Here is a 17,954-nt window from a genome sequence, read left to right as displayed (position 1 = left end):
GATTTCTCATGTTTGAACGCATCATCAGATTTGCCATCGAGCAGCGCATCGTTGTCATGATCGCTGTCCTGATCATGGCCGGCATCGGCATCTACAGCTACCAAAAGCTGCCCATCGATGCAGTACCCGACATCACCAACGTCCAGGTGCAGATCAACGCTGCCGCGCCTGGGTATTCACCATTGGAAACCGAGCAGCGGATCACATTTCCCGTCGAAACGGCCATGGCCGGTCTCCCAGGCCTGCAGCAGACCCGTTCCCTGTCTCGCTCTGGCCTGTCTCAGGTCACCGTGATCTTCAAGGATGGCACCGACATCTTCTTTGCCCGCCAGCTGATCAACGAGCGGCTACAGGTTGCGAAGGAACAGCTGCCAGAGGGCGTAGAAGCTGTCATGGGGCCGGTATCCACCGGGCTCGGGGAGATTTTCCTGTGGACCGTGGAAGCCGAAGATGGCGCGGTCAAAGAAGACGGCACGCCCTATACGCCCACCGACTTGCGGGTGATCCAGGACTGGATCATCAAGCCTCAGTTGCGCAACGTGCCCGGCGTGGCCGAGATCAACACCATCGGTGGCTTTGCCAAGCAGTTCCTCGTTGCGCCGGATCCGAAGCGCCTGGCTACCTACAAGCTGACCCTGAATGATGTGGTCGCAGCGTTGGAAAGCAACAACGCCAACGTCGGTGCCGGTTACATCGAGCGTAATGGCGAGCAGTTGCTCATCCGTGCGCCTGGCCAAGTCGGCAATATCGAAGACATCGCCAACATCGTGATCACCAGTGTGGACGGTGCACCGATTCGCATCAGCAACGTTGCTGACGTCAGCATCGGTAAAGAGCTGCGTACGGGTGCTGCTACCGAGAATGGCCGCGAGGTCGTGCTCGGTACCGTGTTCATGCTGATCGGTGAAAACAGCCGTAGCGTGTCCCAGGCTGTCTCTGCCAAGCTGGCTGACATCAACCGCACCCTGCCAAAGGGCGTGGTCGCCGTCACCGTTTACGACCGTACCAACCTGGTTGAAAAAGCCATTGCGACGGTGAAGAAGAACCTGGTGGAAGGCGCGATCCTGGTTATCGCCATCCTCTTCCTGTTCCTCGGCAACATCCGTGCTGCGCTGATCACGGCGATGGTCATCCCACTCTCCATGCTGTTCACCTTCACTGGCATGTTCAACAACAAGGTCAGTGCCAACCTGATGAGTCTGGGCGCCCTCGACTTCGGCATCATCGTCGACGGTGCCGTGGTTATCGTGGAGAACGCGATCCGTCGATTGGCCCATGCGCAGCACAAGCATGGCCGCATGCTTACCAAGAGCGAACGCTTCCATGAAGTCTTTGCTGCTGCCCGTGAAGCGCGTCGGCCGCTGATCTTCGGACAACTGATCATCATGGTGGTGTACCTGCCGATCTTCGCCCTAACCGGCGTCGAGGGCAAAATGTTCCACCCCATGGCCTTCACCGTCGTGATGGCGCTACTGGGCGCAATGATCCTCTCCGTCACCTTCGTGCCTGCGGCAATTGCCATGTTCGTCACGGGCAAGGTCAAGGAGGAGGAGGGCGTGGTCATGCGCACCGCGCGGCTGCGTTACGAGCCGATTTTGCAATGGGTGCTTGGACACCGCAATATCGCTTTCTCGGCCGTAGTCGCCCTGGTCGTGCTCAGCGGTGTACTTGCCAGCCGTATGGGCAGTGAGTTCATCCCGAGCTTGAGCGAAGGTGACTTCGCTCTTCAAGCACTTCGTGTACCGGGTACCAGCCTGAGTCAGTCGGTGGACATGCAGCAGCGCTTGGAAAAGGCCGTGGTCGAACAGGTACCGGAAGTCGAGCGGATGTTCGCCCGTACCGGTACTGCTGAAATCGCCTCTGACCCAATGCCGCCGAATATCTCCGACGCCTACGTCATGCTCAAGCCAAAGGACCAATGGGCCGATCCCGGCAAGTCGCGAGACGCGCTCATCGCCGATGTACAGAAGGCAGCTGCGAGTGTGCCGGGCAGCAACTATGAGATGTCCCAGCCGATCCAGCTGCGTTTCAACGAACTGATCTCCGGGGTGCGCAGCGACGTTGCCGTCAAGGTCTACGGTGATGACATGGACGTGCTCAACAACACGGCCAACAGAATCGCTGCAGCGCTCAAAGCGGTGCCAGGCTCCTCAGAGGTCAAGGTTGAGCAGACCACCGGCCTGCCGGTGCTGACCATCAATATTGATCGGGAGAAAGCAGCACGCTACGGCCTGAACATTGCGGATGTGCAGAATTCGATCGCGATTGCTGTAGGGGGGCGCACGGCCGGAACCTTGTACGAAGGTGATCGTCGATTCGACATGGTGGTTCGCCTGCCTGAGGCCGTACGTACAGACGTAGCGGGTATGTCTGGCCTGTTGATCCCTGTTCCTGCCAATGCGGCTCAGGGCTCCAATCAAATTGGCTTCATTGCGCTGTCGCAGGTCGCCAACCTGGACTTGCAGTTGGGCCCGAACCAGATCAGCCGCGAGAATGGCAAACGTCTGATCATCGTTAGCGCCAACGTTCGAGGGCGCGACCTTGGGTCATTCGTTGATGAGGCTGCAACCACACTGGCAACGGAGGTCGAAATCCCTGCCGGTTACTGGACCAGCTGGGGCGGTCAGTTCGAGCAGCTGCAATCGGCAGCCAAGCGCCTGCAGATCGTTGTACCGGTCGCCTTGCTGCTGGTCATGACCTTGCTGTTCCTGATGTTCAACAACCTGAAGGACGGCATGCTGGTCTTCACCGGTATTCCATTCGCACTGACCGGTGGCGTCGTGGCGTTGTGGCTGCGGGATATCCCGCTGTCGATCTCGGCAGGGGTCGGCTTCATTGCACTGTCCGGTGTCGCGGTATTGAACGGCCTGGTGATGATTGCCTTCATCCGCGGGTTGCGGGAGGAGGGGCGAACGCTCAGGCAGGCCGTTGACGAAGGCGCTCTGACCCGACTGCGACCTGTGCTGATGACAGCGCTGGTGGCTTCCCTGGGCTTCATCCCGATGGCATTGGCCACCGGTACCGGCGCCGAGGTCCAACGGCCGCTGGCAACGGTGGTGATTGGCGGGATTCTGTCCTCCACCGCGCTGACCTTGCTGGTACTGCCTGCTCTGTATCACTGGGCACACCGAAAAGATGAAGATGGCGATGAGGTCGAAGTGGTCAGCTGATAGCCACTGAAAGACAAGCCCACAACCCCTGTTGTGGGCTTTTTTGATTTATATGAAGAGTGGACGCACTGAGGGGCGGTGTTGAACGTGTTATCACTCGCCAAAGCGTGCCGCTTACGCTTTGGGCTTGTTCCAGTCGCTACGCGTCGCAGCAGTCAGCGCATCCCAGTCATCAGGAGGATTGCCGCGGCCCAGCATTTACTCGAATACGGCGTAGGGGTCGGATTTGCTGCCTGCGGACCGTAGGGTATTTTCGTCGTTGACCCATGCATAGACGATGACTTTGGACCTTGAGTCGTAGCGAAAGAACAGCCGAAAGCGCCTACCGATTTTTGCCCGCCGCCAATGTCGGTAGGCGGTGCCCAGCGTGTTGCCTTGGCGAAATTCATCACGGCCCGGGTCGGCTGGTACAGCCTCCATGATCAGATGGCTCAATGCCCGAAACAGCTTCACGTTGGCGTTGCTTTCAAAACCTTGTGGGTCGTTCTGCTCGGCCCGGGCGGCGGCTTCTTGCAATTTGCGTAGCTGTAAAGTCACACCTTCATGGAACAACAGTGTCCAGCCATGTCGCACCATCAGATCGCGACCTCACCATCGATATCTTCGTCCAGGTTTACGGAGTGCTTTGCGTTGGCGAGCATAGTTTGCGCCAAGTCTTCCGGCAGGGTGGTGAGGTTGCGTCCGCTTCGGATATCAGCCTCCAGCAAACCCAGGAATGCACCGATGGCAGGGTCTTCGTGGGTGGTTTCTACGCGGCTTACCACGATTTCACCCCCGCGTACGTCGAATGCGATCTTGTCACCGGTATCAATGCCCAGTAGCTGGCGAACGGATTTGGGCAGGGTGACCTGCCCCTTCGAGGTCAGTGTGGCGATTTCGTGGATGGCAGGCATGAGCGTTCTCCCGGATGTACCGATTGAAGGGCAAGGAATTATCCTTACGTGGTCAATCTTTGTTTTTTCTGATCAAGCATAGGCGGGGCGGACGCTCAATAGCGCCGCAGGATGAGTTACACCACTTCCTGGGACACGATCGAACTGCCCTACCTGTTGGAGCAAGACTGCCCCAACATGGATAGGTAGATACCCAGCACAGACGGCCGTAGCCTTGAGGCTGCTTGGGTCAGCGTTTTTTCGGCAGATGGGGAGTTCTTCATCAGCGCCTACAGTCAGGGCTACCGTTTATGGTCATCTTGAAGACTTCACCCCCAGCGGCGGCTCTTGCGAAAACGACGTTGCGTTGTTTTCCCACCCTGGGAACTAGAGACTCTCAGGATCCCCAAAAAACATTTGGACAGGGCTCTAGGGCGGCATTTCAGGGTCGAAAAATCATAAATGTACCCCCAAAAATACCCCCGATACCTCCAGCAGGCTGCGCGATCGAGAATGGCGATTCGTGACATCTCTGGCAGTGGTACACATCGGCCTTCAGTGTACCTCTGCGGCAGAATGGTCGAAAGGAGCATTGCGCATGCATTGGGCCGGTTGTGGTGAACGGCGTCCATCGACATCAGCCTAAATCGATGGAATTGCCTCACCGCGCGCTGCCGTACGGTTTTGATGAGCGAGCGACAGCCTCTTCAGCAACGGCAACAACACCAGCGCCAGCAGCATTCCGGCGATAGCTGCCCAGCCAAGCCCGCTGAACAGGCGCATATACAGCGGCAACGATAGGCTCGCCTCCATGCCTGCGGGTGGCAACTGGGCGAGGTTGGCCACCGCACTGCCCAGGTACTGGGCTACGCCAGGCGCCCATCATGAAGCCACTCACCCGTATTGGCACATAGCGTGAAATCATCGCCAGGCCCAGGCCACTGATTAGCAAGTCGCCAAGTGCGTACAGCGCATAGCTCCAGACCACGAACCATGACGACACTCTGCCGTCCACCGCGAACTGGCCGCTTACCGCGAGCAGAAAGAAGCTGGCTGCTACCGCAGCGAAGCCAAGGGTGAACTTCACCGCGACCGGGGCATCGTTGCCACGGTTGCCCAGCCTGTTGTAGAGCAAGACCAGGAACGGCCCCAGCATGATGATCCAGATAGCGCTGAGCGCCTGGAACTGCGCCGCACTCCAGGTGAACAGGGTGTGCCCGAAGAAAGTGAAGCGCGGATCGACATTGCGCAGCGCGAACAGCGTGATGGAGGTGTATTGCTGCTGGTAGAAGATGAAGAACAGGAAGACCTGCAGGGTCAGTAACAGCGCAGCGATCAGGCCGGCACGTTCCGCTGGCGCCGCTCTGACGGTCATGTAAAGGAAGATTGACAGAATGGTGAGCCCGGCGGCCCAGATGGTGAAGGTTGCCAGCAAGGTGTGTTCCAGCACCAAGGCGGTGAAGGCGCTCAGCGCGACGGCTCCGGCCACGATGCCAGCGACGCGCTTCCAGCATACCGGTTCGCTATCGGGCGGCGTGCCGATGTGGGCCAGGGTGCGGTACATCAGCGTGCTTGACGGCATGGGGTTACGAGGTCCATCGAGGCCTCGGCGGCACCGGCGTGGTCGGCGTGTTGCGAGCCGGTAGCGGCACTCGCAGCGTTGGCATGCGTGCGGACATGGATGCCTTGCCGCTCACTGAGAATACCGGCCTGCCTTATGCCAGCGTGAATACCGGGAAGATGCATGCCTGCGGGCATGATGGGCATACCGCCATGCTGCTGTGTGCGGCCCGCAACCTGGCACAGAGCCGCGCGTTCAGCGGCACCTTGAACCTGATTTTCCAGCCGGCCGAGGAAGGCTTCGGTGGCGCCAAGGCGATGATGGATGACGGCCTGTTCGACAGATTCCCTTGCGACGCCGTGTTCGCCCTGCACAACATGCCGGGCATCGCCGCTGGGGACATGGCTTTTTGCGTGGGACCGATGACGGCATCCTCCGACAACGTGACCATCACCTTGCGCGGCGTAGGCGGGCATGGCGCATTTCCCCACCGCGCGCACGACCCGATGCCAGCGGCCGGTGCCATCATGGTTGCGCTGCAGACAATCGTCGGGCGTGACGTCGACCCGCTCGATGCCGCCGTGATCTCGGTGGGCAGCGTGCATGCGGGCGAGGCCTTCAACATCATCCCCGAGGCTGTTGAAATGAGGTTGTCGGTGCGCACGCTGGATGCCACGGTGCGGCAACGGGTCGAGCAACGTATCCGGACGCTGGTGGTCGGCCAGGCGGAAAGCTTCGGGCTGCACGCCGAAATCCGTTATGAGCGCGGTTACCCGGTATTGGTCAACGACCGGCAGATGACTGAGTTCGCCACGGGTATCGCACGCGATATGTTGGGTAAAGCTCGCGTGGATGCGCAATCCAGGCCCGTAATGGGCAGTGAGGACTTTGCCTACATGCTCGAACAGGTCCCTGGCTGCTATGCCTATATCGGCAATGGCATCGGCAGCCAGGGAGGGTGCATGGTGCATAACCCGGAGTATGACTTCAACGACGACATCCTCGCGGTCGGCGCCAGCTTCTGGGTGCGGCTGACGCAAGCCTGGCTGGTCTGATCCGTACGCATAGGCGTGTCATATCTGATATGCCTCGATTGAATAGCAGCAAGACGGAGCCGCCTTTTAATATGGCGAAGGTTTTCTCCATCTGAAGGTTGTAGTGTGAACAGTGCTGTGCGTCTTCCCGGGGTTCTGGGCATTTTCTGCCTGGGTATGCTGCAGATCCTGGTCTGGGGCGGTTCGTTTTTTCTGCTGGCGGTGATGGCCGAGCCGATCACGCAGGAGATGGGCTGGGACAGGCATTGGGTGTATGGCGCGCTGTCGCTTGGCTTGATGGTCTCGGCGCTACTGGCACCGCTTTCCAGCCGGCTGGTGGCGCGCCATGGCGGGCGCATGCAGCTGGCTGGCAGCGGCCTGGTAGTGGGTATCGGCATGTTGATCGTTGCAAACTGCCAGAGCCTGCCGGTGTTCATGCTTGCCTGGCTCGTCATCGGTACGGGCATGGCGATGGGGCTGTACGAGGCTTTGTTCGCCACCCTGGGGGCGCTCTATGCCGAGCGGGCAGGCAGGGCAATTACCGGCATCACGTTGATCTCCGGCTTCGCTACCACGGTGACCTGGCCGCTGCTGGCCCTGGCCATCGAACAGCTCGGCTGGCGTGCGGCGTGCGTGGGCTACGGCATCTTGCTGATTATCGCGGTGGCGCCGTTGTACCTGTGGGTGCTGCCAGCGGGGCAACACAAACAAACGTCAAAAGACGTACCCACCTCGACCACGGCAATCGTGGATCGGCGCTTGTACCTGCTGCTGACCAGCATCTTTGCCCTCGGTGCGATCATCATGACCGCCATCTCCGTGCAGCTTGTGGCAGTGCTGCAAGGGTTGGGTCATTCGTTGGCTGCTGCAATCGGGCTCAGCGCCTTGCTGGGGCCGAGCCAGGTCGCCTCGCGCGTTCTGCAGATCCTCGCCAGCAAACGCCACCCGATATGGACTGCGCTGGTGTCTTCGCTGCTGGTCGCGGTGGGCGTGGCATTGGTGGCACTGGCGCCCGGAGCGACCGCACTGGGCCTGCTGCTGTATGGCAGTGGCAACGGTCTGCGGGCCATCGTCAGGGGCTTGTTGCCGCTCGCATTGATGCCGCCGGCGCAGTATGTTGCGCTGATGGGCAAGATGTCGCGCCCCTCACTGATCGGCCAGGCACTGACGCCATTGGTTGGTGGGTATCTGTTGCAGCACTTTGGTGCCATGGGCGTGCTCGCCGCGCTTTGCGCACTGGCGCTGGCCAACGTCGTGCTGGTAGTGCTCGTGCTTCGTTCGCTGTCACGTAACGCGGATGCGCAGCACGGGGTGTGACGACCACGATTTTTTGTTTTCAGGATGCAATGACATGTCGAGCACAGAGCGGGAAGAAGTACTGATCGATGGGCCGGTCGGGCGCATCCAGTTGTTGGTGGATCATCCCGAGGGCCAGTCCAAAGGCATCGTGCTGGTCAGCCACCCACAGCCGCTGCTGGGTGGAAACCCGCGTCATGTGGTGCCGTTGACCCTGGCCCGGCAACTCTGTGCTAGCGGCTGGCGGGTAGTTCGGCCGAGCTTTCGGGGTGTCGGGCTGACCGAAGGCGAGCACGACGTCGGCTTCGGTGAGACTGAAGACAGTCTTGCCGTCATTGAGTATCTCGGCAAGCAGTATCCGCAGTTGCCCATTTCCATCGTCGGTTTCTCTTTCGGCGCGTACGTATTCGCCCGGGTTGCCTGCGCGCTCTCCGGGCGATTGCAAGCCGTTGCCTTGCTCGGCCTGCCGGTCGGCGATGTGCCAGGTGGGCGGCATTACCCGGCGTTGCCTGTGCCGACCGATTGCCTGCTGGCCCATGGCGAACGCGATGAAATGGCGCCGCTGGAAAACCTGCTGCAATGGGCGGCGCCCGAGCATCGCAGTGTCACGGTCTATGCAGGCGTCAATCACTTCTTCAAGGGCTGCCTGAATAGCGTGGCCGACCTGGTGATCGCTCACCTTGAGCAGAAACGGCTCTCCAACCTGTGATACAGCGGGCCATGCCCGCCAGGCATAGCTGATAGGCCGCGGTCAGGTCTTCTCCCCAAACAGCGCTGTGCAAAGCTGTACCCGAGTCAGTAAAACAAGAACAACAAGGGTACCTCCATGAACGCAGAGCAAAGCACGGCGCGCCCGTTGACGCGCAAAGAACGCACCACCGCAATCGTCGGCGTCTGTTCCGGCAACCTGGTGGAGTGGTATGACTTCTTCATCTACGCCTACACCTCGATCTACTTCGCATCCCTGTTCTTCCCCGCCGGTGACCAGACCAGCCAGCTGCTCGCCACGGCCGGGATCTTTGCCGTGGGCTTCTTCATGCGGCCACTGGGTGGCTGGATCTTCGGCTACATCGCTGACACCCGCGGTCGCAAGATTTCGATGATCATCTCGGTGTTCATGATGTGCGGCGGCTCATTGATGATCGCCGTCATGCCCACCTATGCGTCGATCGGTGTGGCTGCGCCAGTCCTGCTGGTCATCGCGCGGCTGATGCAGGGCTTGTCGGTCGGGGCCGAATACGGCACTGGCGCCACATACATCAGCGAGGTGTCCAGTGCCGGGCGACGCTCGTTCTTCGGCTCCTTCCAGTACATGACCATCATTGCCGGCCAATTGCTCGCGCTGTTGACGGTGGCAATACTGCAGATGCTGCTGAGCGAGCAGGACCTGAAAGCATGGGGCTGGCGTGTGCCATTCCTGATCGGTGCGCTGGCTTCCATCGTCGTGGTGTATCTGCGCCGGACCATGCGTGAGACCGCGACCGAACAGGACATGAAACGCAAGGAGTCCGGCTCGATCAAGGCCCTGATGCAGCACAAGCGAGCCGTGTTGCTGACCTTCACCATCACTATTGGCTGCTCCCTGTACTTCTATACGTTCACGGCGTACATGCAGAAGTTCCTGGTGGTCAGCGTCGGCCTCGCCGCGCCGACCGTGAGTATCATCATGGCGGCGGCGCTGGTGATCTTCATGTTTTGCCAGCCGGTATTCGGGCTCCTCGCCGACAGGATCGGGGTGCGCCGCAACATGATCATCTTCGGTGTGCTTTCAACTTTCCTGGTGATCCCGCTACTCACCGCGATCAAGCAGGTGCACGATCCACTGAGTGCCTTCGCGCTCGTGCTCTGTGGCTTGCTCATTGCCGCTTTCTACACCCCGGTTACTGGTGTACTGAAAGCTGATCTGTATCCGTCAACGGTACGTGCTCTGGGGGTAGGTCTGCCTTATGCGCTGGGTAATGCGATGTTTGGTGGCACGGCCGAGTATGTTGCGCTGAGCTTCCGCTCGATGGGCAGGGAAGATGTGTTTTACCTTTACGTGGCGATGATCGGTGCGATCACACTGATATCGGCCTGGCTGATGCCGGACATGGGTAAGCATGGCTATCTGGACGGCGACGGCAAGGTCGAGGAAAACATCGGCATCCGCAAGTTCATGGCACGCAAGCGGCTACCGGGTCAGGTTGGCAATTGACCTTGTGACGTTGGTCATGGATGGCGCTGCACCAGCATGTTGCTAAGACGCACCGTCGCAATCAGCACGAAGCCCAGGACGATGCCCTCAAGTCGCACCAGGCCGGGCGCGGCGCTGACCTGCAGGTATGAGTCGGGCACCATGACCACCAGATACACCAGGGCGAATTGCGTGCCCATGTAGGCGAACGGTTGGCCGCTGTTCTCGAGATGGCGGCCAATCCACACACCCAGGCACATCACCAGGGTCATGGCGACCCAACTCGAACCCAGCAGCCAGAGCGCGAGGCCTGCGAGCAACGCACCAGCACCACATCCGAGCAGGCGATGCAGGTTGCGACGCTGCACGCTACGACCACCCTCGGCCAATGCCGCGGCAGGTACCATCATCACTGCCATGATGGTGATCGCCGCCTGGCTGAGGCCGTCCTCGGCGATCCAACCTGAGAACAGCGGCACCAGGGCAAGGGCGACAGCGGCCTGCACGGCATGGGTGAGCTGCACGCGGTCCACGCGTTCATGGGGAGCTACCCCGGCCGTGTAGGGCGAAAGATGGCGCTGGAGCCCTTGATGCTGCACGGCGCTGGAGAAAATGCGGATGAACCAGCAGGCCACGGTACCGCAGGCCACTTCTTCCACCCGAGTACGAGCGAAATGAAATATCTGCTCAGTGCTTGTGGCCTGCATGGCCGCGATGGCGACCATGGCAAAGGTGAGGCCGGTGAATAGCCAGGCGTACCCGTGTGCATGGCGAATCGCGAGCAGCAGGGTGGTACCGCCCACTAGGCCGACGACCAGGCCGAGTACCTGTGGGGCGATGGCTAGCTGTGACGTCAGTGAAGCAGCGGCCACCGCCCCCGCGGCAGTGCCGATGATCCTCAGGCCGCCGCGATAGACACATTCATGCAGGCTTGCACGCATTACCATATAGCCACTGAAAGCTGCCCAGCCGACGTTTTCTACCCGCAGGTAATGGGCGATGGCTATGGCTTGCAACACCGACAGCAAGGTCTCGATCTCGTCGGTGAGTCTGGGCCTGAGGCGGGCCGGCGCAAGGAACTCGTTACGCAGCGCTTGCAGGAAGGTTACCAAAGGGGCCCAGAACGAAGACAGCCGGCTCATCGTACGAGGGTACCTTTGACGAAGTTGAGATGGGGCGACTGGGCGTGACTCCAGAACCTTGGCGCGCCACGCGACTATCACGCAGGTGCAGGCGAGTTATCCAGGACGCTACCTTGGGGTAACCATAGACCTGCAGGCGCGATCTTCAAGGCACATCGCGCTCAGCGCATCGGCTGGGTTGCGCTGTACAGAACCCTGAGGCTGGCCGAGCAAGAGGCGACTCATGCAGATCACCCAGCGTTCGATCGCTGGTTCATCCATGGGCGCATCCCTGCGGCGCAGATTGTCGGCCGAGTCGAGCAGGGCCAGTATCGCTTCGCAGGCCCCAGAAACGTCATCGGCGCAGTGCTGCTCGATCGCGATGTATTGCCGCAGCGGCTCACGCAACCGTTGTTGTGCGGCCTGCACCCAGCCACGTTGTTGCGCGCTGACATGCCGCGACTCATGGCGCAGGAGAAGTTCTTCGCCGGCGTGGGTGCGCTGACGGTCCAGCATGAACCGCAGGTAGCCTTGCAGATTGCGTGGGAAGGTGCAGCTGCGCCACGCTTCCAGGCGCTGGGCGAGGACGTACAGCAGCACGTCCAGAAGCAGGTCCTGCTTGCTGGCGACATGATGGTAGAGGCTGCCAGGCTGCAGACCGGCGCGTGCCGCCAGTTGGCGCATGCTCATGGCGGCATAGCCGATTTCGGCCATCAGTTCGCTTGCCACCTGGAGCAAGCCGTCGCGGCAAGAGTGTGCGTGCTGGGGCATGGCGATGGGCATCTCGGGGTTGTCGAGGAGCCCCTGGTGTCGGGTGCCCGGTCCGTCAGAACGTGGGCAGCCCGGCACCAGGGGCGGTAACGCGGATCAAGCCTGCGGATCGACGAGCTGCAGCAGTGCACGGGCGCGCAGGATCACTGGCGCGTCGACCATTTGCCCGTCGAGGGTGAAGACGCCTGCACCGCTGTCAGCGCCTGCGATCACGCGGCGGGACCAGTCCAGTTCAGCTGCCGATGGTTGCAATGCACGGTGAATAACCGCGACCTGGCTGGGGTGGATGCACAGGGCGCCGCCAAAGCCCATGTCCCGGGCGAACTGCACGTGCTCATGGAGCCCGTCAGCGTCCTGGATGTTCGGGTAAACGCCATCGAGCGGTGCCGCCAGACCCGCTGCCCTGCTGTGTAGGACCACCGCGTAGCGGGCGTGGGACAGCACCTGCGCAGCCGCTTCGCTGTCGGTACGCAGATTCAGGTCAAGGCTCAGGTCCAGACTACCGAACGACAGGCGCTCGACGCCACTTGCCGCTGCCAGTTGGGGCAGGGCGACAAGGCCCCTTGCACTCTCGATGATCGGCAGTACCGGTTTGCCGGTGGCATGCGCGCGCTCGATCTGCTGCACGGTTTCGGCCTTGGGCAAGAGGATGCCGATCACCCCGGCATGGCGGTGGCAGAGTGCAAGGTCGGCATCGAACGCCCAGTGCCCGGGAGCATTGGTCCGCACGAGGACCTTGGCATGCGGATGATCGCTGAGGAACTGGTGCAAGTTTTCTCGCGCCTGCTCCTTGGCGGCTTCTTCGACGGCGTCTTCAAGGTCGACGATCACGCGGTCGGCACCACTGGCCAGCGCTTTGCCTATCCGCTCAGGCCGAGTGGCGGGGACGAACAGTGCCGTTCTGACAACTACCGGGCTCATTGCGTGTGCTCCAGGGTGAATTCGATTTCGCCGGTCTGGGCCGTGCCTTGCGCTGCCGTCGCCCAGACTTGGGCCTTGCCCGCTTCGAGCAGACGCCCGCCGACGTCGAAGGGCGCTGGCGAGATCAACGGGCGCAGGCCACGGAATGCAAAGCGCTGCACCTGCGCGTTCGGGTTGGCGCGCTGGAAGGCGCGCAGGTTCAGGGTCGCGATCAACGGGCCATGTACCACCAGCCCCGGGTAACCTTCGGTTTCGGTGACATAGGGCCAGTCGTAATGAATGCGGTGGCCATTGAAGGTGACAGCCGAGTAGCGGAACAGCAGGGTCGCGTCCGGTGTGACCGGTTCCCGCCATTGCGCCTCGGGCGCGGCATCCGTACCGCCGAGCTTGGGCGGGCTGGGCTCACGGTAGACGATGTCGTGCTCCTCGATCAGTGCCACGTGGCCGTCCTGCAGGTACTCGTGTTGCACCGTCACGAACAGCAGCGCACCGGTACGGCCCTGTTTCTCTTCGGCCTTGATGACCGTCGAGCGACGCGTGACATCGGCTTCGACGCGTAGCGGGCTGATGAACTGCAGGCGGCTGCCGGCCCACATGCGGTTACGGTTTTCAGCCGGAGGAAGGAAGCCGCCACGTGCCGGATGGCCGTCGCTACCCAGGCCTGCTGCGTCTACTGTCGGCTGGAAGAACGCCCAGTGCCAGAGCAGCGGCAAGGCTTCGCCGGGGGCCGGGCAGGGCTCGCTCAAGGTCGCAGCGATGCGCTTCACCAGATTATGGGTAAGACGTTCCTCGAAGTTTTCACTGCGGCCGATCCAGGCGCTGAAGTCTTGTGTGGTCATGTCGATGTCCTCTTGTGGTCAGAGCTGGTCGCTGAGTTCAGGCACGGCTTCGAACAGATCAGCCACCAGACCATAATCGGCCACCTGGAAGATCGGGGCCTCTTCGTCCTTGTTGATCGCAACGATCACTTTGGAATCCTTCATGCCGGCCAGATGCTGGATCGCGCCGGAGATACCGACGGCGATGTACAGTTGTGGCGCAACGATCTTGCCGGTCTGGCCGACCTGCATGTCGTTCGGCACGAAGCCAGCGTCAACCGCGGCGCGCGATGCACCGACGGCAGCGCCGAGCTTGTCGGCCAGGCTGTACAGGTGCTTGAAGTTGTCACCGTTGCCCATGCCACGCCCGCCCGACACGACGATCTTGGCAGCGGTCAGCTCTGGGCGGTCGGACTTGGCCAACTCTTCGCCGACGAAGGCCGAGATACCAACGTTGTGCGCGGCACCGATGGCTTCCACGGCAGCCGAGCCACCTTCGGCGGCCACGGCGTCGAAGCCGGTGGTACGCACGGTGATGACCTTGACCGCAGCGCTCGATTGCACGGTGGCAATGGCGTTACCGGCGTAGATCGGGCGCTTGAAAGTGTCGGCCGATTCAACCGAGATGATCTCGGAGATCTGGTCCACATCCAGCAGCGCAGCAACCCGCGGCAGGATGTTCTTGCCGTTGCTGGTCGCCGGCGCCAGTACATGGCTGAAATCCCGGCCCAGATTGGCAAGCAGGGGAGCGACATTTTCCGGCAACTGGTGTGCATAGGCTGCATCATCGGCCAGCAGTACCTTGCTGACACCGGCAATTTGCGCAGCAGCAGAGGCTACATCCGCCACGTTGAAGCCGGCGACCAGCACGACGATTTCGCCGCTGATCTGTTTGGCCGCTGCCAGAGTGTTGAGGGTGGCGGCAGCCAGTGTGTGATTGTCGTGTTCTGCAACTACCAGAATGGCCATCAGATTACCTTCGCCTCGTTTTTCAGTTTCTCGACCAGTTCGGCGACCGATTTGACCTTGATGCCAGCGCTGCGGGCAGCCGGGGCTTCAACCTTGACGGTCTTGTTGGTGGAGGCGAGGGAAACGCCCAGCGCGTCTGGCGTGACGGTTTCCAGCGGCTTCTTCTTGGCCTTCATGATGTTCGGCAGCGACGCATAGCGTGGCTCGTTCAGGCGCAGGTCGGTGGTGACGATTGCCGGCAGGTTCAGCGCAACGGTCTGCAGGCCTCCGTCGATCTCACGGGTGACGTTCAGCTTGTCGCCAGCCACTTCAACCTTGGAGGCGAAGGTGCCCTGGGCAAAGCCGGTCAGCGCGGCCAGCATCTGGCCGGTCTGGTTGTTGTCACTGTCGATGGCCTGCTTGCCGAGGATGACCAGCTGTGGCTGCTCCTTGTCGAGAACGGCCTTCAGCGCCTTGGCCACGGCCAGGGAATGCAGTTCGTCAGCGGCTTCGACCAGGATGGCGCGGTCGGCACCCAGGGCCAGGGCGGTACGCAACTGCTCCTGGGCAGTGGCCGGGCCGACGGAAACCACGACGATCTCGGTGGCGACGCCTTTTTCCTTCAGGCGCACGGCTTCTTCCACGGCGATTTCACAGAAGGGGTTCATGGCCATTTTCACATTGGCCAGGTCGACACTGGAGTTGTCCGCCTTGACGCGGACTTTCACGTTGTAGTCGACCACACGTTTGATAGCGACCAGCACTTTCATAAGCAGTAATACTCGCTCTGGATCAGGGAACAGCAGGCGATGAGAAAGAGGGGTCAGATGACCCCTGAAGTGCGCAGCTGTTGAATACGTTCGGTTGGCAAACCCAGCTCAGCCAGGATGGCCTCACTGTGCTCGCCAAGGGCAGGGACAGGGTCCATGCGCGGTGTATAGGCGTTGCTGGTGGCCGGTGGCAGCAAGCTGGGTACGCTGCCGGTAGCCGTGTCGATCTGCCGCCAACGTTCACGCGCCTTCAACTGTGGGTGCTGCCAGACACCCTGCATGTCGTTGACCTTGGCGTTGGCGATGCTGGCGCCTTCCAGGCGCTGGATCACCGTGTCGAAGTCGAGCGCGGCGAAGGCTTGGACGATCAGGGCGCGCAGGGCATCGCGATTGGCCACCCGCTTGTAGTTGGCGGCAAACCGCTCGTCCTCGGCCAGCGCCGGGTCCAGCAGCACTTCCTGGCAGAACAGCTGCCACTCCCGTTCGTTCTGCAAGCCGAGCATCACCGTGCTGCCATCGCCAATCGGGAAAGGCCCGTAGGGATAGATCGTGGCATGGGCGGCACCGGCGCGCGGGGGCGGCGGGGCGCCCTCGTAGGCGTAGTACATCGGGTAGTTCATCCACTCGACCAGGCTTTCCAGCATCGAAATCTCGACCTGGCTGCCGACACCGGTCTTCTCCCGCAGCAATACGGCCGAAAGGATGCCGGTGTAGGCATACATGCCGGCGGCGATGTCGGCGATGGAATTGCCCGCCTTGGCCATCTGGTCATCACCCGGGCCACCGGTTACCGAGAGGAAACCGCCTTCGCTCTGGATCAACAGGTCGTAGGCTTTCTTCTGCTCGTAAGGCCCGCCAGCGCCATAGCCGGAGATGTCACAGACGATCAACCTGGGGAAGCGCTCTTGCAGCGCCTCGAAACTCAGGCCAAGGCGGGCGGCGGCGCCGGGTGCCAGGTTCTGCACCAGCACATCGGCCTGCTCCAGCAACTGATCGAGGATGTCACCGGCGATACCCTGCTTGAGGTCCAGGGTGAGGCTTTCCTTCGAACGGTTGGTCCAGACGAAGTGCGAAGCCAGGCCATTGACGCGTTGGTCGTAACCCCGGGCGAAGTCGCCGCTGCCGGGGCGTTCGACTTTAATGACCCGGGCACCCAGATCGGCCAGCTGACGCGTACAGAAGGGCGCCGCGATGGCGTGTTCGAGGCTGATGACGGTAATGCCATCGAGGGGGCGCTGGGCCTTGGACTGGCTCATGAGTATCGTCTCTCTTGTCATGGCAGCCCCCTTGCCTGGGCAAGGGGGGCGCTGAATCAGAACGAGCGTGGCAGTTCCAGAAGGTGTTCGGCCACGTAAGACAGGATCAGGTTGGTGGAGATCGGCGCCACCTGGTACAGGCGGGTTTCGCGGAACTTGCGCTCCACGTCGTATTCGTTGGCAAAGCCGAAGCCACCGTGGGTCTGCAGGCAGGCGTTGGCGGCTTCCCAACTGGCTTTGGCGGCCAGGTACTTGGCCATGTTTGCGGCAGCGCCGGCGTTCTGCCCGCTGTCGTACTGGCGGCAAGCTTCCCAGCGCATCAGGTCGGCCGCTTCGATCTCGATGTGTGCTTCGGCGATTGGGAACTGCACGCCCTGGTTCTGGCCGATCGGCCGGCCGAACACCACGCGGTCACGGGCGTACTGGGCAGACTTTTCGGTGAACCAGCGGCCATCACCGATGCACTCGGCGGCAATCAGCGTGCGCTCGGCGTTCAGGCCGTCGAGGATGTAGCGGAAGCCCTTGCCTTCTTCGCCAATCAGGCTGTCGGCCGGGATTTCCAGGTTGTCGAAGAACAGTTCGTTGGTTTCGTGGTTGACCAGGTTGGCGATCGGTTGCACGGTCAGGCCGTTGCCGATGGCTTCGCGCAGGTCGACCAGGAAGATCGACATGCCGTCGACCTTTTTCTTCACCTCGGCCAGTGGCGTGGTGCGCGCCAGCAGGATCATCAGGTCGGAGTGCTGGATACGGGAGATCCAGACCTTCTGCCCGTTGATGATGTACTTGTCACCTTTGCGCACGGCAGTGGTCTTGATCTTGGTGGTGTCGGTGCCGGTGGTTGGCTCCGTGACCCCCATCGACTGCAGGCGCAGCTCGCCACTGGCCAGCTTGGGCAGGTAATAGCGTTTCTGTTCTTCGCTGCCGTTACGCAGCAGGGTGAACATGTTGTACATCTGCCCGTGGATGGTCCCGGAGTTGCCGCCGCAACGGTTCACTTCTTCCAGGATGACCGAGGCCTCTGCCAGGCCCAGCCCGGAGCCGCCGAATTCCTCGGGGATCATCGCCGACAGCCAGCCGGCGTCGGTCATGGCTTTGACGAAGGCCTCGGGAAAGCCTTTTTCTTCATCGATCTTGCGCCAGTACTCGGCAGGGAAGTCGCCGCACAGGGCGCGCACGCCTTCGCGGATGGCGTTGAGTTCTTCGTGGTTGTATTCGGTCATGGTCGCTCTCCAGGGTGGGCAGG

At 61.4% G+C, this 17,954-nt stretch carries 15 protein-coding genes and 1 pseudogene; 5 read left to right on the top strand and 11 right to left on the bottom strand.

The window, feature by feature from the left end:
- Nucleotides 1-8 precede the first annotated feature (8 nt).
- Nucleotides 9-3,170, top strand: coding sequence for a CusA/CzcA family heavy metal efflux RND transporter (locus ACIP21_RS14310; protein ID WP_400688440.1), 3,162 nt, complete (start codon nucleotides 9-11; stop codon nucleotides 3,168-3,170).
- A gap of 114 nt (nucleotides 3,171-3,284) precedes the next feature.
- Here the strand turns inward: ACIP21_RS14310 and ACIP21_RS14305 are convergent.
- The 3 genes and pseudogenes from ACIP21_RS14305 to ACIP21_RS14295 form a co-directional block, all read right to left on the bottom strand.
- Nucleotides 3,285-3,746, bottom strand: a pseudogene (locus ACIP21_RS14305) (type II toxin-antitoxin system YhaV family toxin).
- Nucleotides 3,746-4,063, bottom strand: coding sequence for a type II toxin-antitoxin system PrlF family antitoxin (locus ACIP21_RS14300; RefSeq protein ID WP_400688438.1), 318 nt, complete (start codon nucleotides 4,061-4,063; stop codon nucleotides 3,746-3,748). Before ACIP21_RS14300 ends, ACIP21_RS14305 begins: the two are co-directional and overlap by 1 nt.
- 640 nt (nucleotides 4,064-4,703) lie before the next feature.
- Complete coding sequence (locus ACIP21_RS14295; RefSeq protein WP_400688436.1) at nucleotides 4,704-5,624, bottom strand: hypothetical protein; 921 nt, start codon at nucleotides 5,622-5,624, stop codon at nucleotides 4,704-4,706.
- Nucleotides 5,625-5,662: 38 nt separating this feature from the next.
- On the opposite strand from ACIP21_RS14295, the gene ACIP21_RS14290 reads away from it, so the two are divergent.
- From ACIP21_RS14290 to ACIP21_RS14275, 4 genes are all read left to right on the top strand, one after another.
- Nucleotides 5,663-6,658 (top strand): M20 aminoacylase family protein, encoded by a 996-nt coding sequence (locus ACIP21_RS14290; RefSeq protein WP_400688716.1) that lies wholly within the window; start codon nucleotides 5,663-5,665, stop codon nucleotides 6,656-6,658.
- A gap of 156 nt (nucleotides 6,659-6,814) precedes the next feature.
- Entirely contained in the window at nucleotides 6,815-7,954 is a 1,140-nt protein-coding gene (locus tag ACIP21_RS14285) for an MFS transporter (RefSeq protein ID WP_400688713.1), read from the top strand.
- Nucleotides 7,955-7,988: 34 nt separating this feature from the next.
- Nucleotides 7,989-8,642: an alpha/beta hydrolase gene (locus ACIP21_RS14280; RefSeq protein WP_400688434.1), complete on the top strand. Its 654-nt coding sequence runs from the start codon at nucleotides 7,989-7,991 to the stop codon at nucleotides 8,640-8,642.
- 117 nt (nucleotides 8,643-8,759) lie between these two features.
- Complete coding sequence (locus ACIP21_RS14275) at nucleotides 8,760-10,127, top strand: MFS family transporter (protein ID WP_400688433.1); 1,368 nt, start codon at nucleotides 8,760-8,762, stop codon at nucleotides 10,125-10,127.
- Nucleotides 10,128-10,141: 14 nt separating this feature from the next.
- Here ACIP21_RS14275 and ACIP21_RS14270 read toward each other — a convergent pair whose 3' ends face one another.
- The 8 genes from ACIP21_RS14270 to ACIP21_RS14235 all read right to left on the bottom strand — a co-directional run bounded on the left by ACIP21_RS14270 (nucleotide 10,142) and on the right by ACIP21_RS14235 (nucleotide 17,931).
- On the bottom strand, nucleotides 10,142-11,248 hold the full coding sequence (locus ACIP21_RS14270) for an FUSC family protein (RefSeq protein WP_400688431.1): 1,107 nt from the start codon (nucleotides 11,246-11,248) through the stop codon (nucleotides 10,142-10,144).
- Nucleotides 11,249-11,356: 108 nt separating this feature from the next.
- Entirely contained in the window at nucleotides 11,357-12,010 is a 654-nt protein-coding gene (locus ACIP21_RS14265) for a TetR/AcrR family transcriptional regulator (RefSeq protein WP_400688429.1), read from the bottom strand.
- Nucleotides 12,011-12,094: 84 nt separating this feature from the next.
- Nucleotides 12,095-12,919 carry an HpcH/HpaI aldolase/citrate lyase family protein gene (locus ACIP21_RS14260; RefSeq protein WP_400688428.1) on the bottom strand — a complete coding sequence of 275 codons (825 nt, stop codon included), beginning with the start codon at nucleotides 12,917-12,919 and terminating at the stop codon, nucleotides 12,095-12,097.
- Nucleotides 12,916-13,758 (bottom strand): MaoC family dehydratase N-terminal domain-containing protein, encoded by an 843-nt coding sequence (locus ACIP21_RS14255; RefSeq protein WP_400688426.1) that lies wholly within the window; start codon nucleotides 13,756-13,758, stop codon nucleotides 12,916-12,918. The genes ACIP21_RS14260 and ACIP21_RS14255 overlap by 4 nt, the downstream gene beginning before the upstream one ends.
- 18 nt (nucleotides 13,759-13,776) lie before the next feature.
- Nucleotides 13,777-14,706, bottom strand: a complete 930-nt coding sequence (locus tag ACIP21_RS14250; RefSeq protein ID WP_400688425.1) for an electron transfer flavoprotein subunit alpha/FixB family protein — start codon at nucleotides 14,704-14,706, stop codon at nucleotides 13,777-13,779.
- The gene (locus tag ACIP21_RS14245) at nucleotides 14,706-15,455 is read right to left on the bottom strand and encodes an electron transfer flavoprotein subunit beta/FixA family protein (protein ID WP_400688423.1); all 750 of its coding nucleotides are present in this window, start codon (nucleotides 15,453-15,455) and stop codon (nucleotides 14,706-14,708) included. Before ACIP21_RS14245 ends, ACIP21_RS14250 begins: the two co-directional genes overlap by 1 nt.
- Nucleotides 15,456-15,508: 53 nt before the next feature.
- On the bottom strand, nucleotides 15,509-16,711 hold the full coding sequence (locus ACIP21_RS14240; RefSeq protein ID WP_400688421.1) for a CaiB/BaiF CoA transferase family protein: 1,203 nt from the start codon (nucleotides 16,709-16,711) through the stop codon (nucleotides 15,509-15,511).
- Between the two features lie 56 nt (nucleotides 16,712-16,767).
- Complete coding sequence (locus ACIP21_RS14235) at nucleotides 16,768-17,931, bottom strand: acyl-CoA dehydrogenase family protein (RefSeq protein ID WP_400688419.1); 1,164 nt, start codon at nucleotides 17,929-17,931, stop codon at nucleotides 16,768-16,770.
- Nucleotides 17,932-17,954: the final 23 nt, after the last annotated feature.

This window comes from Pseudomonas sp. NPDC089401, assembly GCF_044749485.1.
In the GTDB taxonomy this organism is placed as follows: Bacteria; Pseudomonadota; Gammaproteobacteria; order Pseudomonadales; family Pseudomonadaceae; genus Aquipseudomonas.
Note: the sequence above shows the minus strand (reverse complement) of the source record. Positions and strands in the feature narration are given on the sequence as shown.